This window comes from Flavisolibacter ginsenosidimutans (assembly GCF_007970805.1).
Classification (GTDB): domain Bacteria; phylum Bacteroidota; class Bacteroidia; order Chitinophagales; family Chitinophagaceae; genus Flavisolibacter; species Flavisolibacter ginsenosidimutans.
Window position 1 is genome coordinate 2,765,296 of sequence record NZ_CP042433.1, and the last position, 15,390, is coordinate 2,780,685.

A 15,390-nucleotide genomic window follows, 5' to 3' on the forward strand; every position below is an offset into this window, starting at 1 on the left:
TAACAGTTAACTTCAGAAACAATTGACCACGAAATACGCCATACTCTTTGCCCTCACTTTTTACAGCATTGCTGCGTTTAGCCAAAACATTGAATTCATTGAAAACAAAGGCCAGTGGGACAGCCGTGTAAAGTACATGGGCAGTGTGTCGGCCGGCGCTTTTTATATCCAACAGAACGGCTTTACCGTTCTGCAGCACAACCCCGATGATTGGGCACGCCTTACCGAATCGATTCATCCACAGGGACTAAGCAGTTCCTCTACGCAAAGCCGCAAAAACGGCGACATCGTAGTGAAGTCTCATGCTTACCGTGTGAGTTTCTTGGGCGGCGCTACGGCCTCGCAAATTATTGCCGACAAAGCCGTTGCTTCTTACAACAATTATTTCATTGGCAACGATCCGTCCAAATGGGCAAGCGGTTGTCGGATGTATCAGGGCGTTACGGTAAAAGACGTGTACCCCAACGTTGACGTGCGTTATTATTCGGGCGGTGGCGCGGTAAAGTATGACCTCATCGTGCATCCCGGCGGCAATCCCTCTGACATTGCCTTAAAGTACGAAGGTGCCGAGGGCTTGGAAGTCAAAAACAAAGAGCTCCGCATTAAAACATCGGTGGGCGAATTAAGAGAAAGAGATCCCTATACCTATCAATACAACAATGCCGGCCGTGTCACGCTGAACGCGAAGTACACAATAAAGAACAACGTGGTTCGCTTTGATGTAAAAGATTACGATCCGAAGACAACGCTTGTCATTGATCCCGATTTAATTTTTTGCTCTTTCAGCGGAAGCACTGTGGACAACTGGGGCTTCACGGCCACCTATGGCCCCGACGGCAGCATGTTCGGCGGCGGTATTGTTTTCGGGCAGGGCTTCCCGGTTTCGCCAGGCGCCTATCAAACCAATTATGGCGGCGGCGACGCTTGTCTTGAAGGCGGCTTCGACATCGGCATCATCAAACTTTCCGCCGACGGCAAAAACCGTGTTTACGCCACTTATCTCGGCGGCAGCGGCAACGAAATGCCGCAAAGTTTGATTACCAACGCACAAGGCGAACTAATTGTAGCGGGACGAACCAGTTCTGGAAATTTTCCGACGGCAGGACCTAACCCAAGGTTTGGTACCGGCGGTGGATGGGATATTTTTGTTGCAAAGCTTGATGCCAACGGCATTTTAAACGCCTGTAAAATTGTTGGCGGCAAGGGTGATGACGGTTCAAACATTACCAACTGTGAACCCAGCCCGATGTCTATCCTAAGAAATTATGGCGACCAATCCAGAAGCGAAGTGAACCTCGACGAAGCCGGAAACATTTATCTGGCTTCCTCTACACGATCCAACGATTTTCCGAAGACGCCTAATGCTGTTCAAACGAACAATGCCGGTGGAGCAAACAGCCAAGACGGTGTGGTGCTGAAATTTGACCCGACGCTAAGCACAGTATTGTACAGCACCTATCTCGGTGGAAATGGCGATGATGGCGCTTATGTGATTTCCATCCATCCAAAGAATGGCAACATTTACGTAGCCGGCGGTACGGCCAGCACATCATCCACTCCTGCCGACCAAATACCGGGACCAAAAACCGGAACCATCGGCGCTACACCTTTTGGTGACATTGACGGTTTTGTAACCATTCTTTCCCCCGACGGATCATCCATTATAAAAACATCTTACTTCGGCACTGCGGGTGTTGATGAAATTTACGGCCTTAAGTTCGACAACAACGGCTTCCCGTATATCATGGGACAAACAACCGGCTCGTGGACAATCTTCAACGCAGCCTGGAGCCAGACAAACGGGAAACAGTTTATTGCCAAACTGCAGCCCGACTTATCGGCTTACGTTTATTCTACCGTCTTTGGCAAGGGCCAGGCAGTTCCCGATATTTCACCGACAGCTTTCCTCGTTGACCGCTGCGAAAACGTTTACGTTTCGGGTTGGGGTGGCAAGATTGAAAGCTTTCCCAACGCCGGTGTTTTGGGGTTAAGCGTTACACCCGATGCATTGAAATCAACGGCAGACCCTGGCGTTTCGGGCATCGGTGAAGACTTCTATTTTTTTGTTTTGAAGAAAGATGCCGCCGGGCAGCTTTACGGAAGCTTTTTCGGGCAGAACAACGGTGTATTTCCCGACCACGTTGATGGCGGCACAAGCCGTTTTGATAGCAAAGGGGTTATTTACCAGGCCATCTGCGCCAGTTGCGGAACCCGCAATCCGTTCCCGACTACACCAAGCGACGTGTGGAGTCCGACCAAACCGGCATCGGCCTCTTGTAATCTTGCCATGGTAAAAATCGCCTTCAACTTTGCCGGTACGGCCGCACACGTTCGATCCACCATCAACGGCGTGCCGCGTGACAGCAGCGGTTGTGTTCCGCTCACCGTAGATTTTATGGATACCATTCAAATTGCTCCGCTGTATGAATGGAATTTTGGCGACGGCACGGGTAGTTTTTATACAACGAAGGCTGACACCTCGCACACCTTTCAGCGGGTCGGTATTTACAAAGTGATGCTGGTGGCGGTGGATTCGTCGAAATGCTTCCCCCGCGACACATCGTATGTCACCATTCGCGTTGGCGACAACATGGCCCTGCCACGGTTTAAAGCGGTAAAATTGAGCCCGCCCTGCGATACATTTCGTTACCGCTTCGACAACATCACTGTAGCACCACCGGGCATACCGTTTAAATCAGGAACCTTCACCTGGGACTTCGGCGATGGCTCACCAAAAGTAACAGCCGGCGGAAATTCCGTCTTTCATACCTACGCCAATGCGGGCAGCTACGTGGTAAAGCTGTACCTAAACGATACGTCTTATTGCAATTCGCCGGACGTTTACGTGGATACGTTGCGGGTAGCGGCCAATGTAAAAGCGGTACTGGTGACGCCGTCGAAGGGCTGTGCGCCGTACGATGCGGTATTCAGCAACCAATCGGTAGGCGGCTCTTCGTTCATCTTTGATTTTGGCGACGGTACTACGGCCACAAGCCCGCCGGCTTCGCCAACGCACACTTACCTCAATCCCGGGACGTACACGGTAACAATGACAGCGATTGATTCCAACACTTGCAACGTCGTTGACAAAACAACGGTTACCCTTGTTGTATATCCAGCGCCAACGGCTGACTTTAGTTTTTCACCGCAAGTGCCGCAAGTGAACACACCCCTTTCATACACCAATTTATCCAGCAGCGATGCGGTGCGTTTCAAATGGGTTTGGGGTGACGGCGATTCCTTGCTGACAACCTCACGCAGCCTTATCAAACACGAGTTTAATTTAACCGGCAAATACACCACTTGCTTGACGGCTTACAACGCTGCGGGCTGCTCGGCACAACGCTGTCAAGAGGTAAGCAACATCACCGAACCCGCAGTGGACGTTCCCAATGCCTTTACCCCGCAAAGCAACGATGTAAACAACAAGATATTCGTAAGGGGATTCGGCATTGCCAAAATGAAATTTGTCATCTACGCCCGCTGGGGCGAAAAGGTTTTTGAAACCGCTGACAAAACCATTGGCTGGGACGGACGCTACAAAGGGCAACTGCTGCCAATGGACGTTTATGCGTTTACGCTGGACGTGGAATTTGCCGACGGCACCAAGTACCGGAAAACCGGCGATATAACGCTGATACGCTGATGAACCGATGCGGTGTAACCAAACATTTGCTTGTGCGAGGGAAACGCGATTGAGAACCATCAAAGCGAAACGTGCAAATGAAAAATTTTAAACGATACTTTTCACGCTTGCTTCTACTGACCTGCGGCTTATGGCTATCGGCTGATAGTTTTTCGCAGGACCTTCATTTTTCGCAATTCATGAATTCGCCTCTGTTGACCAACCCGGCCAACACGGGCTTTATGCCCGAAGGCGATTACCGCATTGGCATTAATTACCGAAACCAATGGTCGGCCATCATGCAGGTGCCTTATAAAACCATGAGTGCCTTTGGCGACATGCAAATCATGAAGGCCAACAAAGACCAGGGCTGGATGGGCATTGGCGGCGTGATTCTTCACGACGTGGCCGGAAGCGGCAACCTGACTTCGACAAAAATCTACGGCTCGGTGGCTTATCATCAAACGCTGGGTTATTCAAGTCTCTTAAGTTTGGGTTTTAACCTGGGTTGGGCCAACAAGCAAATCAACACAACCAACCTTCGGTTTCCCGATCAGTTTGACGGCCATTTCTTTGACAACAAAATTCCCACCGGCGTTGTACTCGACCGAAACAACCTTTCTTATTTTGACATGCAGGTAGGAATGAATTACGCCTATTTTCCTACGAACAATATTTACCTCAACGGCGGCTTTTCAGCTTTTCACGTAAACCGTCCGAACGAGTCTTTTTTTGAAAACCCCAGCCCCGGCGCCGACATGCGTGTGCCCATAAGGTACACCGGGTTTTTAAACGGAAGCTTTAAGCTGAACGACGAATGGATTGTAAATCCAAACGTTTATTATTCACGCCAAACAACGGTGTACGAACTGGTGGGCGGCGCCAACGCACATTACAATTTATCCGGCGATGGCGACATGACTTTGATTGGCGGTTTGTATTACCGCTACAACGATGCCGTGATTCCGATGATTGGTTTGGGATTGAGAGATTATACTTTTTCGTTTACGTACGACGCAACAATGTCTTCGTTAAAAGCCTTCAACAACACCCGCGGAGCTTTTGAGTTTTCGCTCATCAAGCAAGGCTTGTTTGACCAATTCAACGGCAACCGCCGGCAAAGCCTGTGTCCAACGTTTCGGCAATGATAAAAGTGAGATGCAAAACCACAAATATTAGACAGTGAAGAGCTATAGTTCTAATGACTTTCGGCTCTACTTCTTTTACTTGCCGATTATCGTGGGCATCATACGCAGCCGTTAATTTTAGCTTTGGCGTTTGTCTGTTTTAGCCGATTTTTACGGCCATGACAACAACTCTTGCTCCTCAATCGCTGGCCGTTGAGCATTTGGATGCATTCAAAAAAATTTGCGGTGAGAAATTCGTGTTGGTAGATGAAGAATCGCTGAACAATTATGCGCACGACGAAACCGAAGACTTGCATTACTTACCCGATGTCGTGATCAAGCCCGGAACAACCGAAGAAATAAGCGCCATCCTGCAAATTTGCAATCAGTATAAAATTCCTGTTACACCGCGCGGTGCAGGCACCGGTTTAAGCGGCGGCGCTTTACCACATCTTGGCGGTGTGTTGTTGTCCATTGAGCGACTGAATAAAATCATCAACATAGACGAACGCAACCTGCAAGTGACAACAGAACCCGGTGTTATCACCGAAGTATTGCAAAACGCCGTGAAAGAAAAAGGCCTCTTCTATCCACCCGACCCAAGTAGCCGCGGCTCCTGCATGATTGGCGGCAACATTGCCGAAAACAGCGGCGGCCCCAAAGCCGTGAAGTACGGTGTGGTAAAAGATTACGTGCTGAACTTGGAAGTAGTGTTGCCAACGGGAGAAATTATTTGGACGGGAGCCAACGTACTAAAAAACAGCACCGGCTATAACCTCACCCAATTGATGGTGGGCAGTGAAGGAACCTTGGGCGTTGTAACCAAAATTGTGTTGAAGCTGATCCCGCATCCCAAATACGATTTGCTGATGCTGGTGCCTTTTCAACGGTTGGAAAAAGCCGGAGAAGCCGTGAGCGCCATCTTTCGTGCGGGCTTTAATCCCAGCGCTCTTGAACTGGTAGAAATTGATGCCTTGCTCATCACCAGCAAGATGGTTGGCTCGTCGCTTGTACCGGTAACAGAAGACACGGCAGCGCACCTGATTATTGAAGTGGACGGCAACAACATGGACGTGCTGATGCAGGATATGGAAGCCATTGCCGCATTGCTGACAGAGTACGAAGGCGGCGAAGTATATTTTGCCGATGATGCGCAACAGAAAGCCGAGCTCTGGAAATTGCGCCGCCGCGCTGCCGAAGCCGTAAAGATTGACGGTTATACCATTGAAGAAGATACCGTGGTGCCGCGTGCCGAATTGCCCGCACTCATTCGCGGCGTGAAAGAGTTAGGAAGGCAATATGATTTTCACGCAGTGTGTTACGGACATGCCGGTGACGGAAACCTGCACATCCGCATTAAAAAACCGGGTACACGAAACAGCCAGAATGATCCTGCGATGCAAGAAGCCCTGCGTGCCTTGTTTGCGCTGGTGAAAGACCTTGGCGGCACCATCAGCGGCGAGCACGGAATTGGTCTTGTGCAGAAAGACTTTTTGCCCATCGTGTTTGACCCGGTGCAACTGCGGTTGATGAAAAGCATCAAAGCCGTTTTTGATCCGAACAACATCCTGAACGCCGGAAAAATTTTTGATTAAACAACTTGCATGAAGAAGGCCTTTTTGTTGACGTTTATCGTGTTTTGCAATTGCCTGTTGTTTGCCCAGGAAGAAAACCCTCGGCAGAAGTTTTTTACCGGCGGCAATTTCGGGCTTACGCTCGGCCGATACACCGTCATAAATGTATCGCCGCAAATCGGCTACCACTTTAACCGGTTTGTGGCGGCAGGTTTAGGGTTAAACCTGCAATACGCCAGTGTAAAAGAAAAAGACTGGTCCGGTAACGATTACAGCAAAACATCGCAAGGCATTACAGGCCTCAGTTTGTTTGGCCGCTTCTATCCCGTGCAAAATGTTTTTCTGCAAGTGCAGCCCGAAGGCAACTATATTTTCGGACGCATTAAATACTACCAGCCTATGGTGCAAACCTTTAAGCTGGATGCGGAAATCGTTCCTGCTTTTCTGATCGGAGGCGGTTATTCAATGGCCGCAGGAAGAGGCTATTTTCTGACCACGGTTTTATACGACGTACTTCAACGGCCCAATTCGCCTTACGGCAATCAACCGGTTGTAAACTTTGGTTACAACTTTAGTTTTTAATCTTTCCTTTTGCGTTCCTGTGGAACGCTTCTTCGTGTAAATTTCTCGTAGAAATACGGTTGAGGTTTTTTCGTGTTTCTTCTCAATTTGCACAACGATTGCAAGGCAGAGTTTGCCGAGACTTTTATAGATGTAAATTTGTTTTACTTCATCGTCAGAACTATGACGCACCAATTTGAACCTTTCACACCGGAGGCCTTCAGGCAACAGACAGGAATGAACGCTTTTGAAAACGAAGCGGTGTACATCCGTTGGGTAAATACCCAAATCAATTATGCCAACTATTTGCAGATGCAATCCATGAACGCATCGTTAAAAGAAATCATTGGCTTGCTGAAAGAAGGCGCCTTAATAAATGCGTCGAAATTGTAGCCCGCAAAATTTTTCTTTGGCGTAACTTTTTCGTATCAACTACAGCATGGAGCAGCACTATTCCACGTTACGCCTCTCCTCCTGGCACGAATTCAAATTGTTCGTTCAACGCTTTTCGGAGAACTGGGCTTTTCGCGGTCAGGCACACGCCGAATGGGACCTGAACAACGCCATCGAACGCACGGATTTTATCCGGCACAATACCCGCATCGAAGCCGATTTTGTAGCCGAATTCCAGCGCGGCGCACGCAATTATTTGTCGAAAGACGAAACCCCCGAACACCTCATTGAATGGCTGGCACTGATGCAACATCACGGCGCGCCTACTCGATTGCTCGATCTTACCCGCTCGCCTTTTGTGGCCGCCTATTTTGCTTTTGAACTTTGCTTTCCGCGGGAAGGCGCACACGTAGCGGTTTGGTGCTTTAACATTGAGCACTTAAAACAAAAATCGCTGGAGATTCTTTCGCAGGAATTTGGAACGGCGTTGAAAGAAACGCAAAACCTCATTAACGAGAAATTGTTTGAAGTGCTCTTTTACCAAAACAACAAGAACCTTGTCTTTCCGGTAGAACCTTTTCGCATGAACCGGCGCTATTCCCTGCAACAGTCCATTTTCGTAAGCACGGGTACCTCCGTTACGCCTTTCATGGAGCAGCTTCAATTTTTAGGCAAAGATTTACCAAAGGCCGTGGTAAAATTGGAAATACCGGCTACCGAAAAAAAGCCGGCCCTGCGCGAACTGCAGCAAATGAACATGCACCGCGCCAGCTTGTTCCCCGATTTGGACGGCTACGCCTTGTCGCTCAGGTTTCGTTACAACAACCTGAAATCGCCGGACGAATTGCAAAAAGAACGGAAACAAAAAGAAGCCGATCCGGACTATCCTTATCTGCCCTGAAGCGGGCTTTTTCGTCGCCGCATTTTTTTATTTTAGCGAAAACGGTATTGACATCTTTCGATTGAGTTGCTATGTTTGGAACGTATCCTGTATTAACAATTTTTGAAAAAACCTGACCCCAAAAACAATGTCTCAATACCCTAAACTCAATTCGAAAATGATTGGATATCTACATAATTTTCTCACCTATTTTGACGCGGTACTTCACCCGGCGGAAGGAAAGGATGAGTTGCGCAAGAGCAAGCGGCGGGCCAGCAAGCCTTCTTATGCACGGCAAGCTTCGCCTGACAGCTTGAACATCCGCGCCGGCGTTCGCACGCAAAATCAGGTACGGCGGAATCCGGCACCGTAAAAGCAATGAGCAATCAGCAATAAACAACCGGCAACGAAAGACAAAAAATTTGCAACCTGCCAATTGCTCATTGCCGATTGCCCGTTGAATTTGCTCTTCCCGCGTTATCTTTAACCAATGGGAGTGCTGAAACAATTAGCTGAATATTTATATCTGCGCAAACCCGATCCCGACCGGCCAAAGACAACGTTTGTTAAATACATGCACGGCATTAACCGCATTAGCCTGCTGATGTTTTTGCTTTGCCTGATTATTCTTGCCGTGAAACTCATTTTCAGGCATTAGTCTGCAAAAAGCCCACAATCTCCTGTGCGGCACGGGCCGAGGCATTGCCTTCTTTCCGCAAAAGATTTTTTAGCGCTGCGTAATCGGTTTTGATTTGTGCAATGCGCTGCGGGTTGTGTAAAATATCGTTCAATTCTGTTGTGATGTTTTGGGGCGTCAATTCAGCTTGTATTAACTCTTTCACCACCGGCTTGTCCATTATCAAGTTCACCAGCGAGATGTACTTGATCTTCACCAATCGCTTTGCAATTTGGTAAGAAATGTTGGAGCCTTTGTAGCAAACCACTTGCGGCACGCCGAATAAAGCCGTTTCCAGCGTGGCCGTTCCCGATGTCACCAATGCGGCCGTGGCTTTTGTCAAAAGTGAATAAGTTTGGCCGCTTTTTGCAATCAACACGCCGGGATAATTGGCAAGTAGTCTTTGATAAAATTCTGTGGGTTGTGCCGGCGCCTGCGCCACAATGAACTGATAATTTGGAAAGGCTTTCGATGCTTCCAGCATCAAGGGCAATTTAACGGCTATCTCTTGTTGGCGGCTACCGGGTAACAAAGCAATCAATTCTTTCTTGAACGAAGCGTCCACCGTTTTTTCGTCTCCCGATGAAGAAAAACAACGCAAGGGTGAAGCTTTTTTTTCGTGAATTGCTTCTTCAATCACTTGCACCAACGGGTGACCGATGTATTCGACTTTGTAATCCCATTTTTTGTAAAATTCTTTTTCGAAAGGAAGAATAACGAGCATTTTGTCCACGTATTTTTTGATGTCTTTTACGCGGCTTTCCTTCCAGGCCCATACCTGCGGCGAGATGTAATAAATGACTTTAAAACCGGCTCTTTTTGCCCATTCCGCAATGCGAAGATTAAAGCCAGGATAATCAATCAACACCAACACGTCCGGCGAAAAAGATTGGACGTCTTCTTTGCAAAATTTGAGATTGTTGAGAATCGTGGGAAGGTTCTTCACGACCTCGATGAAGCCCATGAATGCAAGCTCCTTGTAATGCTTTACTACGGTAGCTCCGGCGGCCTGCATCAAGTCGCCGCCCCAGCAACGAATGACAGCATTCGTGTCAAGCTTTTTTATTTCTTTAATGAGATTGCTGCCGTGCAAATCACCCGAAGCTTCACCGGCAATGAGGTAATATTTTCCCCCTCTCCCCCTAAAGGGAAGACTTAGGTTTGGATTGTCTTTTTTTTCTTCAATCATTTCTTTTCTTCAGTCACGAAGATAGGCGTTGCCGCATAGCGGTAAGAACGCACAAGTGTGCGACGCAAGCAAAGCGCAATGGATAGGTGAACCTTTGGCCTCATAAAAAAACAGCCCTGAACGACTGTCTTTTTTTCGTAAAGTCTCTTCAACCTAAGTCTCCCCTTTAGACAGGGGTTTATATGAGTACCTTGGCCAGCAAAATGGCGATGCCGTAAAGCAGCGTCATGGCAAAAATTCCCTTGGCCGTTTTGTCTTTTTGTGTGTTAACGTAATACGTAAAGAGAGCAATGTTTGCCACAAGGCACCATACGCCAAAAAACGTGATGAGGCTTTTTTGCGTGGCAAAGGTTTTTACAAAGTCCGGCAACGAAGCATCGTTGAAACGAACGCCGTAGATGATCAGAAAAATAACCAGCGGCAACACAAGCCCCAGCACAATTCCAAGCTGCAGGTTATCCTTCTTTAGAAAAAATGTTCCAGTCGTTTTCAAGTTGCTTTTTTAATTTATAGTGAGTTAAATCGAACTGCACCGGCACTACGCTCACGTAATTATTTGCCAGTGCCCACACATCGGTATCGGTGCCCTCATCAAAATTCACAAATTCGCCGGTAAGCCAATAATACTTGCGGTTGTGCGGATCAAAACGTTCAACGAAGTCTTCTTCGTATTTGGCATAAGCCTGACGGCAAATTTTTACGCCTTTGATCTCTTCGGGTGTGGCAATGGGAAAGTTTACGTTCAGCACGCAATGCTTGTCGGGCCGGTTCTTGAGCATTTGCTCCACAATGATTCTTGCGTATTTGCGGGCGGCGGAAAAATCAGCTTCCAGCGCATAATCAAGCAAGGAAAAACCAACCGATGGAATGCTTTCGATGGCTGCTTCTACCGCCGCCGACATGGTGCCGGAATAAATGACGTTGATGCTGTGATTAGCGCCGTGGTTAATACCACTGATGCAGATGTCGGGCTTTTGATGAAGGATCTTATCCACTGCAAGCTTTACGCAATCTACCGGCGTGCCGGTGCATTGATAAGCCTCGATGTCGTCAAACACGTTCACTTTGTGCAGGCGCAGCGGAATGCCGATGGTGATGGCGTGTCCCATACCGGATTGCGGCTTGTCAGGCGCTACTACTACAATCTTGCCCAAGCCTCTTACCGCTTCCACGAGGTTGCGAATGCCCGGCGCGGTGATGCCGTCGTCGTTCGTTACCAAAATAACCGGTTCTTTCTTTTCTTCCATCACTCTTTTTTTATGCTTCGCTGCAAAGGTGTTTCAGAAAATGGGGAAAACCAAGAAAGAGAAAGTTGGCAGTTAGCAATAAAAAAGTTGAAGCGCCTTTCGAGGTTATTGCCAATTGCAAACCGGCAACTGCCAACGCAATCAATAATGGTTGGCGTTACTTAGAAGCAGCGGGTGCGTAGTCAACTTTTTGCGCAGCCATGAGGCCTTTGTCTCTGCGCACTTTGCTCCAATATTTTTTGTGCACCAGCAACATGCCGAAGCTTTCGCCCCGGTATTTATCCAAATGCTTGTGGTGCATTTTGTGCGCCCAGCGAATGGCGCGAACGTAGGTGTTTTTGCTTTTGCTGAACCATTTGAAGCGTTGGTGAATGATAACGTCGTGTACCAAAAAATACGCTGCGCCGTAAAGCATGATACCAAAGCCAATGGCCTGCATCCACCACACATTGTTATACGTGCCAAAGCCAATCAAACACATGCTGGGCACGGCAAAAATGACGAAGAACCAGTCGTTCTTTTCAAAGAAGCCGGGTTCTTTTTGGTGATGGTCGCGGTGCAGGTACCAAAGAAAGCCGTGCATCACGTAACGGTGGGTAAGCCACGTGATGCCTTCCATTACGATGAAGGTTCCGGCCAAAACAATTGTATAAAACACGGCTTCCATTCTCTTTCATTTAAACGGCTACGTAATTCTTCTTCCACCATTTTTCAATCTGCGGAAAAGCAAGTTTAAACCATGCGGTAAACAAAGAAGGTTGTTCTTTCAGCATGAGCGCAAGGTCTTCTATTTCATGGTAAGCAACCGCTGCTACTTCTTTGTTGTTTGGCTTTATCTCTCCGTCAAATTCGCCCACAAACACATGATCGTATTCGTGTTCAATCAAACCGTTTTCCACGCCGGCTTTATACGTAAAGGCAAAGATTTCTTTTAGCGGCGTATTGAAACCAAGTTCTTCCTTCAATCGCCGCGCCGCCGCTTCCTCTACGCTTTCGCCGGGATAGGGATGACTGCAACAGGCATTCGTCCACAACAGTCCACCGTGGTATTTTTCAGCAGCCCGTTGTTGCAACAACATGCGTCCATTTTTGTCGAAGATGAAAACCGAAAAAGCCCGGTGCAGTAAACCCTTTTGGTGGGCTTCCATCTTTTCCATAACACCGATTTCATCGTCCTGCGGCGAAACCAGTATGACTTTCTGTTCCTGCATGATTCAAATATTTTGTGAGACGTGAAAGTGAAACGTGAGATTAACGTTCACTTCGGATTGAATGACTTTACGGTTTCACGTTTATCGTCTCACGTTTCACTTCATTCTATCAGCCGCAACCCGTTTTTTACACTTGCCCGCAAAACAATGTAGGCTTTGTGATAATTGGGAATGCGCACCCGCTGCTGCAAAATACGTTGCGGTTCAATTTGCTTTATTTTCCTGAACAGCGAGCCGTAATATTTGTACGCAACATACACACCAAACCTTGCCTTGAGCGGCAGTTTTAAAATGCCTTTGTAGGCAATTTCAAAATCCTTCTCGATGTCTTCCTGAATGCGTTGTTTATCACTTTCGGTGAAGTTGTGAAAGTCACAACCGGGAAAATACATGCGCGACAGGTCAAAAAAATCGGCCCGCATGTCGCGCAAAAAATTGACTTTCTGAAAGGCCGCTCCAAGAGCCTTTGCCGGGCCCTTCAGGCTTTCGTATAAGTCTTTGTTGCCTTCACAAAAAACGAAAAGACACATCAAACCCACGACTTCGGCAGAGCCATAAATGTATTCGTCATAGCCCTGACGGTCGTAATGGTTTTGCGTTAGGTCGCTTTCCATGCTGTTGAAAAAAGCACGAATCAGATCATGATCAATCCTGAATTGATTTACCGTTTTTTGAAAGCTGTTTAGAATGGGATTTAAGCTGATGCCTCTCTCAATGGCATCGAAGGTTTCCTTTTGAAATTGCTCCAACAAATCTTGTTTATCGTGTTGGTGAAACGTGTCCACAATTTCATCGGCAAAACGAACAAAACCGTAAATATTAAAAACCGGTTGCCGCAAGTCTTTGTGCAAAAGCCTGATGGCCGATGAAAAAGATGTGCTGTAACACAGGGTTACTTGCCTGCTGCATTCGCCGCTAACGCGATGGAACAAATCAATCGTCATACACCTGCTAATTGAACAACTTGAGTAATTCTTTTGACACCACTTCGCCGCTGATTAAACTTGGCGGCACACCCGGACCGGGCACGGTAAACTGACCGGTATAAAAAAGATTTTTTACTTTCTTGCTCCGGCAAGAAGGACGGAAAATTGCTGTTTGCCGAAGGGTATTGGCAAGACCGTAAGCATTGCCTTTGTACGAATTATACTCACTTACAAAATCCGAAACCGAAAAAGCTTTTTTGAAAACAACGGCATCGGCAATGGATTGCCCGGTGTGCTTTTCCAACCGCTGAATAATCCGTTGAAAATATTGTTCCCGCAATTCTTCCGTATCGTCTTTCAAGCCCGATGCAACGGGTATTAACAACACCAGGTTTTCGCAACCTTCCGGTGCAACGCTGTCATCGGTTTTAGAAGAAACACTCAAATAAAACAAAGGTTCTTTTGGCCATTGCGGTTTTGCATAAATTTCACCGGCGTGTTGATCGAACGGAACATCAAAAAACAGCGAATGATGTAAAACATTTTGCAGCTTTTTGTTTAACCCAACGTAATACAAAAGGCAGGACGGCGCCAGCACTTTTTTATTCCAGTAATCATCGTTGTACGTGCGCCATTGTTGCGGCAACAAATGCGATTCGGTGAATTGATAATCGGCACCGCTGATAACGGCATCGGCTTCGTAAATGGCCTTATCAGTTATCAGCCTTTTTGCCTTGCCGTTCTCAATAATTATTTCCTGCGCGGCTTCGTTGAACCTGAATTCAACGCCCAGTTCCTCGGCCAATTCCTGCATTGCTTTTACAATACTGAACATGCCGGCTTCAGGATACCAGGTGCCGCCAACAATGTCGGCATAATTCATCAGGCTGTAAAGCGCCGGCGTGTTTTGCGGCAAGGCACCCAAAAACAAAATGGGGAACTCCATCAACTGCCGCAAGCGCGGATGCTGAAAATGTTTTGCCACATGCGACTGAATCGAAGTAAACACATCCAGCCTGAACACGTTTTTTATGACGTTCCAATCCAAAAATTCCGTGAGCGATTGACCGGGTTTGTACACCAGGTCCTGCATGCCGATTTTGTATTTAAGCGAAGCTTCTTTTAGGTATTTGTCCAGCTTCTCTCCAGCGCCTTTTTCAAACGATTCAAAAACGTTTTTGAATTCTCCATAATCAGCGGGAATGTCGGTATGGCCATCGTTCCAATAAACACGGTACGAAGGACTGAGACGAAGGAGCGAATAATAATCCGCAACGCTTTTACCGAATTGCGCAAAGAAGCGTTCAAACACATCGGGCATCCAATACCAACTCGGGCCCATGTCGTAGGTAAAGCCTGCTGCTTTCAGTTGTTGCGCACGGCCCCCGGCGGAAGAATTTTTCTCCACTACCGTTACCTTCCATCCTGCTTTTGCCATAAAAGCGGCCGACGAAAGTCCGGCAAAGCCCGCGCCTATAATGACAACCGATTTGCTCACCGCTCAATTTGTTTTTGTAAAAGTTTTTTGGCAAAATGAATGCGGCTTTTAATCGTGCCCAGCGGCTCGTTCAGCGCATAAGCAATTTCGTGATACTTGTAACCGTGCAGGTAAAGGGTGCAGGCCTTTTTAAAAATGACCGGCATATCGTGAACGGCCCCGTTTATTTCTTTTAGCCGAAGCAGCGACTCAGACGACAAACCGTAAGGCGAAACAGATTGCCTGACCACTTCCATTACTGCTTTCTTGCGGGCCTTGCGGCGGTATTCGTTAATGAAGATGTTGCGCATAATGGTAAACAACCAAGCCTTAATGTTCGTATCCGGCTCGTATTTTTCGCGGTAAGTAAAGGCCTTGCAAAGCGTTTCCTGGCACAGGTCTTTCGCCGATTCGTAGTCTTTGGTTAAGGTAATGGCAAATGGTTTTAAGCCATCGGCATGGCGCAAAACCATGCTGTTGAATTCGTGCGTCCCCATTTTTGTT

Annotated in this window: 16 protein-coding genes; 8 read left to right on the plus strand and 8 right to left on the minus strand. The window is 47.5% G+C overall.

Annotated elements, in window-relative coordinates; all coding sequences use genetic code 11:
* Positions 1–22 precede the first annotated feature (22 nt).
* The 8 genes from FSB75_RS11290 to FSB75_RS21820 all read left to right on the plus strand — a co-directional run bounded on the left by FSB75_RS11290 (position 23) and on the right by FSB75_RS21820 (position 8,818).
* Entirely contained in the window at positions 23–3,646 is a 3,624-nt protein-coding gene (locus FSB75_RS11290) for a DUF7948 domain-containing protein (RefSeq protein WP_227990562.1), read from the plus strand.
* Positions 3,647–3,723: 77 nt separating this feature from the next.
* Positions 3,724–4,773 (plus strand): PorP/SprF family type IX secretion system membrane protein, encoded by a 1,050-nt coding sequence (locus FSB75_RS11295; RefSeq protein ID WP_146787185.1) that lies wholly within the window; start codon positions 3,724–3,726, stop codon positions 4,771–4,773.
* 158 nt (positions 4,774–4,931) lie between these two features.
* Complete coding sequence (locus tag FSB75_RS11300; protein WP_146787188.1) at positions 4,932–6,347, plus strand: FAD-binding oxidoreductase; 1,416 nt, start codon at positions 4,932–4,934, stop codon at positions 6,345–6,347.
* Between the two features lie 9 nt (positions 6,348–6,356).
* On the plus strand, positions 6,357–6,908 hold the full coding sequence (locus FSB75_RS11305) for a hypothetical protein (RefSeq protein WP_146787191.1): 552 nt from the start codon (positions 6,357–6,359) through the stop codon (positions 6,906–6,908).
* A gap of 216 nt (positions 6,909–7,124) precedes the next feature.
* The gene (locus FSB75_RS21815) at positions 7,125–7,280 is read left to right on the plus strand and encodes a hypothetical protein (protein ID WP_172623122.1); all 156 of its coding nucleotides are present in this window, start codon (positions 7,125–7,127) and stop codon (positions 7,278–7,280) included.
* A gap of 46 nt (positions 7,281–7,326) precedes the next feature.
* Entirely contained in the window at positions 7,327–8,181 is an 855-nt protein-coding gene (locus tag FSB75_RS11310; RefSeq protein WP_146787194.1) for an FRG domain-containing protein, read from the plus strand.
* A 157-nt stretch (positions 8,182–8,338) separates the two neighbouring features.
* Positions 8,339–8,533, plus strand: a complete 195-nt coding sequence (locus FSB75_RS11315) for a hypothetical protein (RefSeq protein ID WP_146787197.1) — start codon at positions 8,339–8,341, stop codon at positions 8,531–8,533.
* A gap of 117 nt (positions 8,534–8,650) precedes the next feature.
* Entirely contained in the window at positions 8,651–8,818 is a 168-nt protein-coding gene (locus FSB75_RS21820; RefSeq protein WP_317130380.1) for a DUF6728 family protein, read from the plus strand.
* Here the strand turns inward: FSB75_RS21820 and lpxB are convergent.
* The 8 genes from lpxB to FSB75_RS11355 all read right to left on the minus strand — a co-directional run bounded on the left by lpxB (position 8,808) and on the right by FSB75_RS11355 (position 15,383).
* A complete protein-coding gene (gene lpxB / locus FSB75_RS11320; protein ID WP_146787200.1) occupies positions 8,808–10,025 on the minus strand; it encodes a lipid-A-disaccharide synthase in 1,218 nt (405 codons plus the stop codon). The genes FSB75_RS21820 and lpxB overlap by 11 nt on opposite strands.
* Positions 10,026–10,203: 178 nt before the next feature.
* The gene (locus FSB75_RS11325) at positions 10,204–10,518 is read right to left on the minus strand and encodes a hypothetical protein (protein WP_146787203.1); all 315 of its coding nucleotides are present in this window, start codon (positions 10,516–10,518) and stop codon (positions 10,204–10,206) included.
* Entirely contained in the window at positions 10,481–11,272 is a 792-nt protein-coding gene (gene surE, locus FSB75_RS11330; RefSeq protein WP_146787208.1) for a 5'/3'-nucleotidase SurE, read from the minus strand. The genes FSB75_RS11325 and surE overlap by 38 nt, the downstream gene beginning before the upstream one ends.
* 157 nt (positions 11,273–11,429) lie before the next feature.
* Positions 11,430–11,939, minus strand: a complete 510-nt coding sequence (locus tag FSB75_RS11335; RefSeq protein WP_146787211.1) for a sterol desaturase family protein — start codon at positions 11,937–11,939, stop codon at positions 11,430–11,432.
* A 10-nt stretch (positions 11,940–11,949) separates the two neighbouring features.
* Complete coding sequence (gene idi, locus FSB75_RS11340) at positions 11,950–12,483, minus strand: isopentenyl-diphosphate Delta-isomerase (RefSeq protein WP_146787214.1); 534 nt, start codon at positions 12,481–12,483, stop codon at positions 11,950–11,952.
* A gap of 101 nt (positions 12,484–12,584) precedes the next feature.
* Positions 12,585–13,427: a phytoene/squalene synthase family protein gene (locus tag FSB75_RS11345; protein ID WP_146787217.1), complete on the minus strand. Its 843-nt coding sequence runs from the start codon at positions 13,425–13,427 to the stop codon at positions 12,585–12,587.
* A 7-nt stretch (positions 13,428–13,434) separates the two neighbouring features.
* Positions 13,435–14,907 carry a phytoene desaturase family protein gene (locus tag FSB75_RS11350; RefSeq protein ID WP_146787220.1) on the minus strand — a complete coding sequence of 491 codons (1,473 nt, stop codon included), beginning with the start codon at positions 14,905–14,907 and terminating at the stop codon, positions 13,435–13,437.
* Complete coding sequence (locus FSB75_RS11355) at positions 14,904–15,383, minus strand: RNA polymerase sigma factor (protein ID WP_146787223.1); 480 nt, start codon at positions 15,381–15,383, stop codon at positions 14,904–14,906. Before FSB75_RS11355 ends, FSB75_RS11350 begins: the two co-directional genes overlap by 4 nt.
* Positions 15,384–15,390 lie beyond the last annotated feature (7 nt).

What these genes read in the sequence shown, in the direction of transcription:
- FSB75_RS11295 (WP_146787185.1), top strand. Translation starts at nt 3,724, where the DNA reads ATGAAAAATTTTAAACGATACTTTTCACGCTTGCTTCTACTGACCTGC.
- FSB75_RS11300 (WP_146787188.1), top strand. Translation starts at nt 4,932, where the DNA reads ATGACAACAACTCTTGCTCCTCAATCGCTGGCCGTTGAGCATTTGGAT.
- FSB75_RS11305 (WP_146787191.1), top strand. Translation starts at nt 6,357, where the DNA reads ATGAAGAAGGCCTTTTTGTTGACGTTTATCGTGTTTTGCAATTGCCTG.
- FSB75_RS21815 (WP_172623122.1), top strand. Translation starts at nt 7,125, where the DNA reads ATGAACGCTTTTGAAAACGAAGCGGTGTACATCCGTTGGGTAAATACC.
- FSB75_RS11310 (WP_146787194.1), top strand. Translation starts at nt 7,327, where the DNA reads ATGGAGCAGCACTATTCCACGTTACGCCTCTCCTCCTGGCACGAATTC.
- FSB75_RS11315 (WP_146787197.1), top strand. Translation starts at nt 8,339, where the DNA reads ATGATTGGATATCTACATAATTTTCTCACCTATTTTGACGCGGTACTT.
- FSB75_RS21820 (WP_317130380.1), top strand. Translation starts at nt 8,651, where the DNA reads ATGGGAGTGCTGAAACAATTAGCTGAATATTTATATCTGCGCAAACCC.
- lpxB (WP_146787200.1), bottom strand. Translation starts at nt 10,025, where the DNA reads ATGATTGAAGAAAAAAAAGACAATCCAAACCTAAGTCTTCCCTTTAGG.
- surE (WP_146787208.1), bottom strand. Translation starts at nt 11,272, where the DNA reads ATGGAAGAAAAGAAAGAACCGGTTATTTTGGTAACGAACGACGACGGC.
- FSB75_RS11335 (WP_146787211.1), bottom strand. Translation starts at nt 11,939, where the DNA reads ATGGAAGCCGTGTTTTATACAATTGTTTTGGCCGGAACCTTCATCGTA.
- idi (WP_146787214.1), bottom strand. Translation starts at nt 12,483, where the DNA reads ATGCAGGAACAGAAAGTCATACTGGTTTCGCCGCAGGACGATGAAATC.
- FSB75_RS11345 (WP_146787217.1), bottom strand. Translation starts at nt 13,427, where the DNA reads ATGACGATTGATTTGTTCCATCGCGTTAGCGGCGAATGCAGCAGGCAA.
- FSB75_RS11355 (WP_146787223.1), bottom strand. Translation starts at nt 15,383, where the DNA reads ATGGGGACGCACGAATTCAACAGCATGGTTTTGCGCCATGCCGATGGC.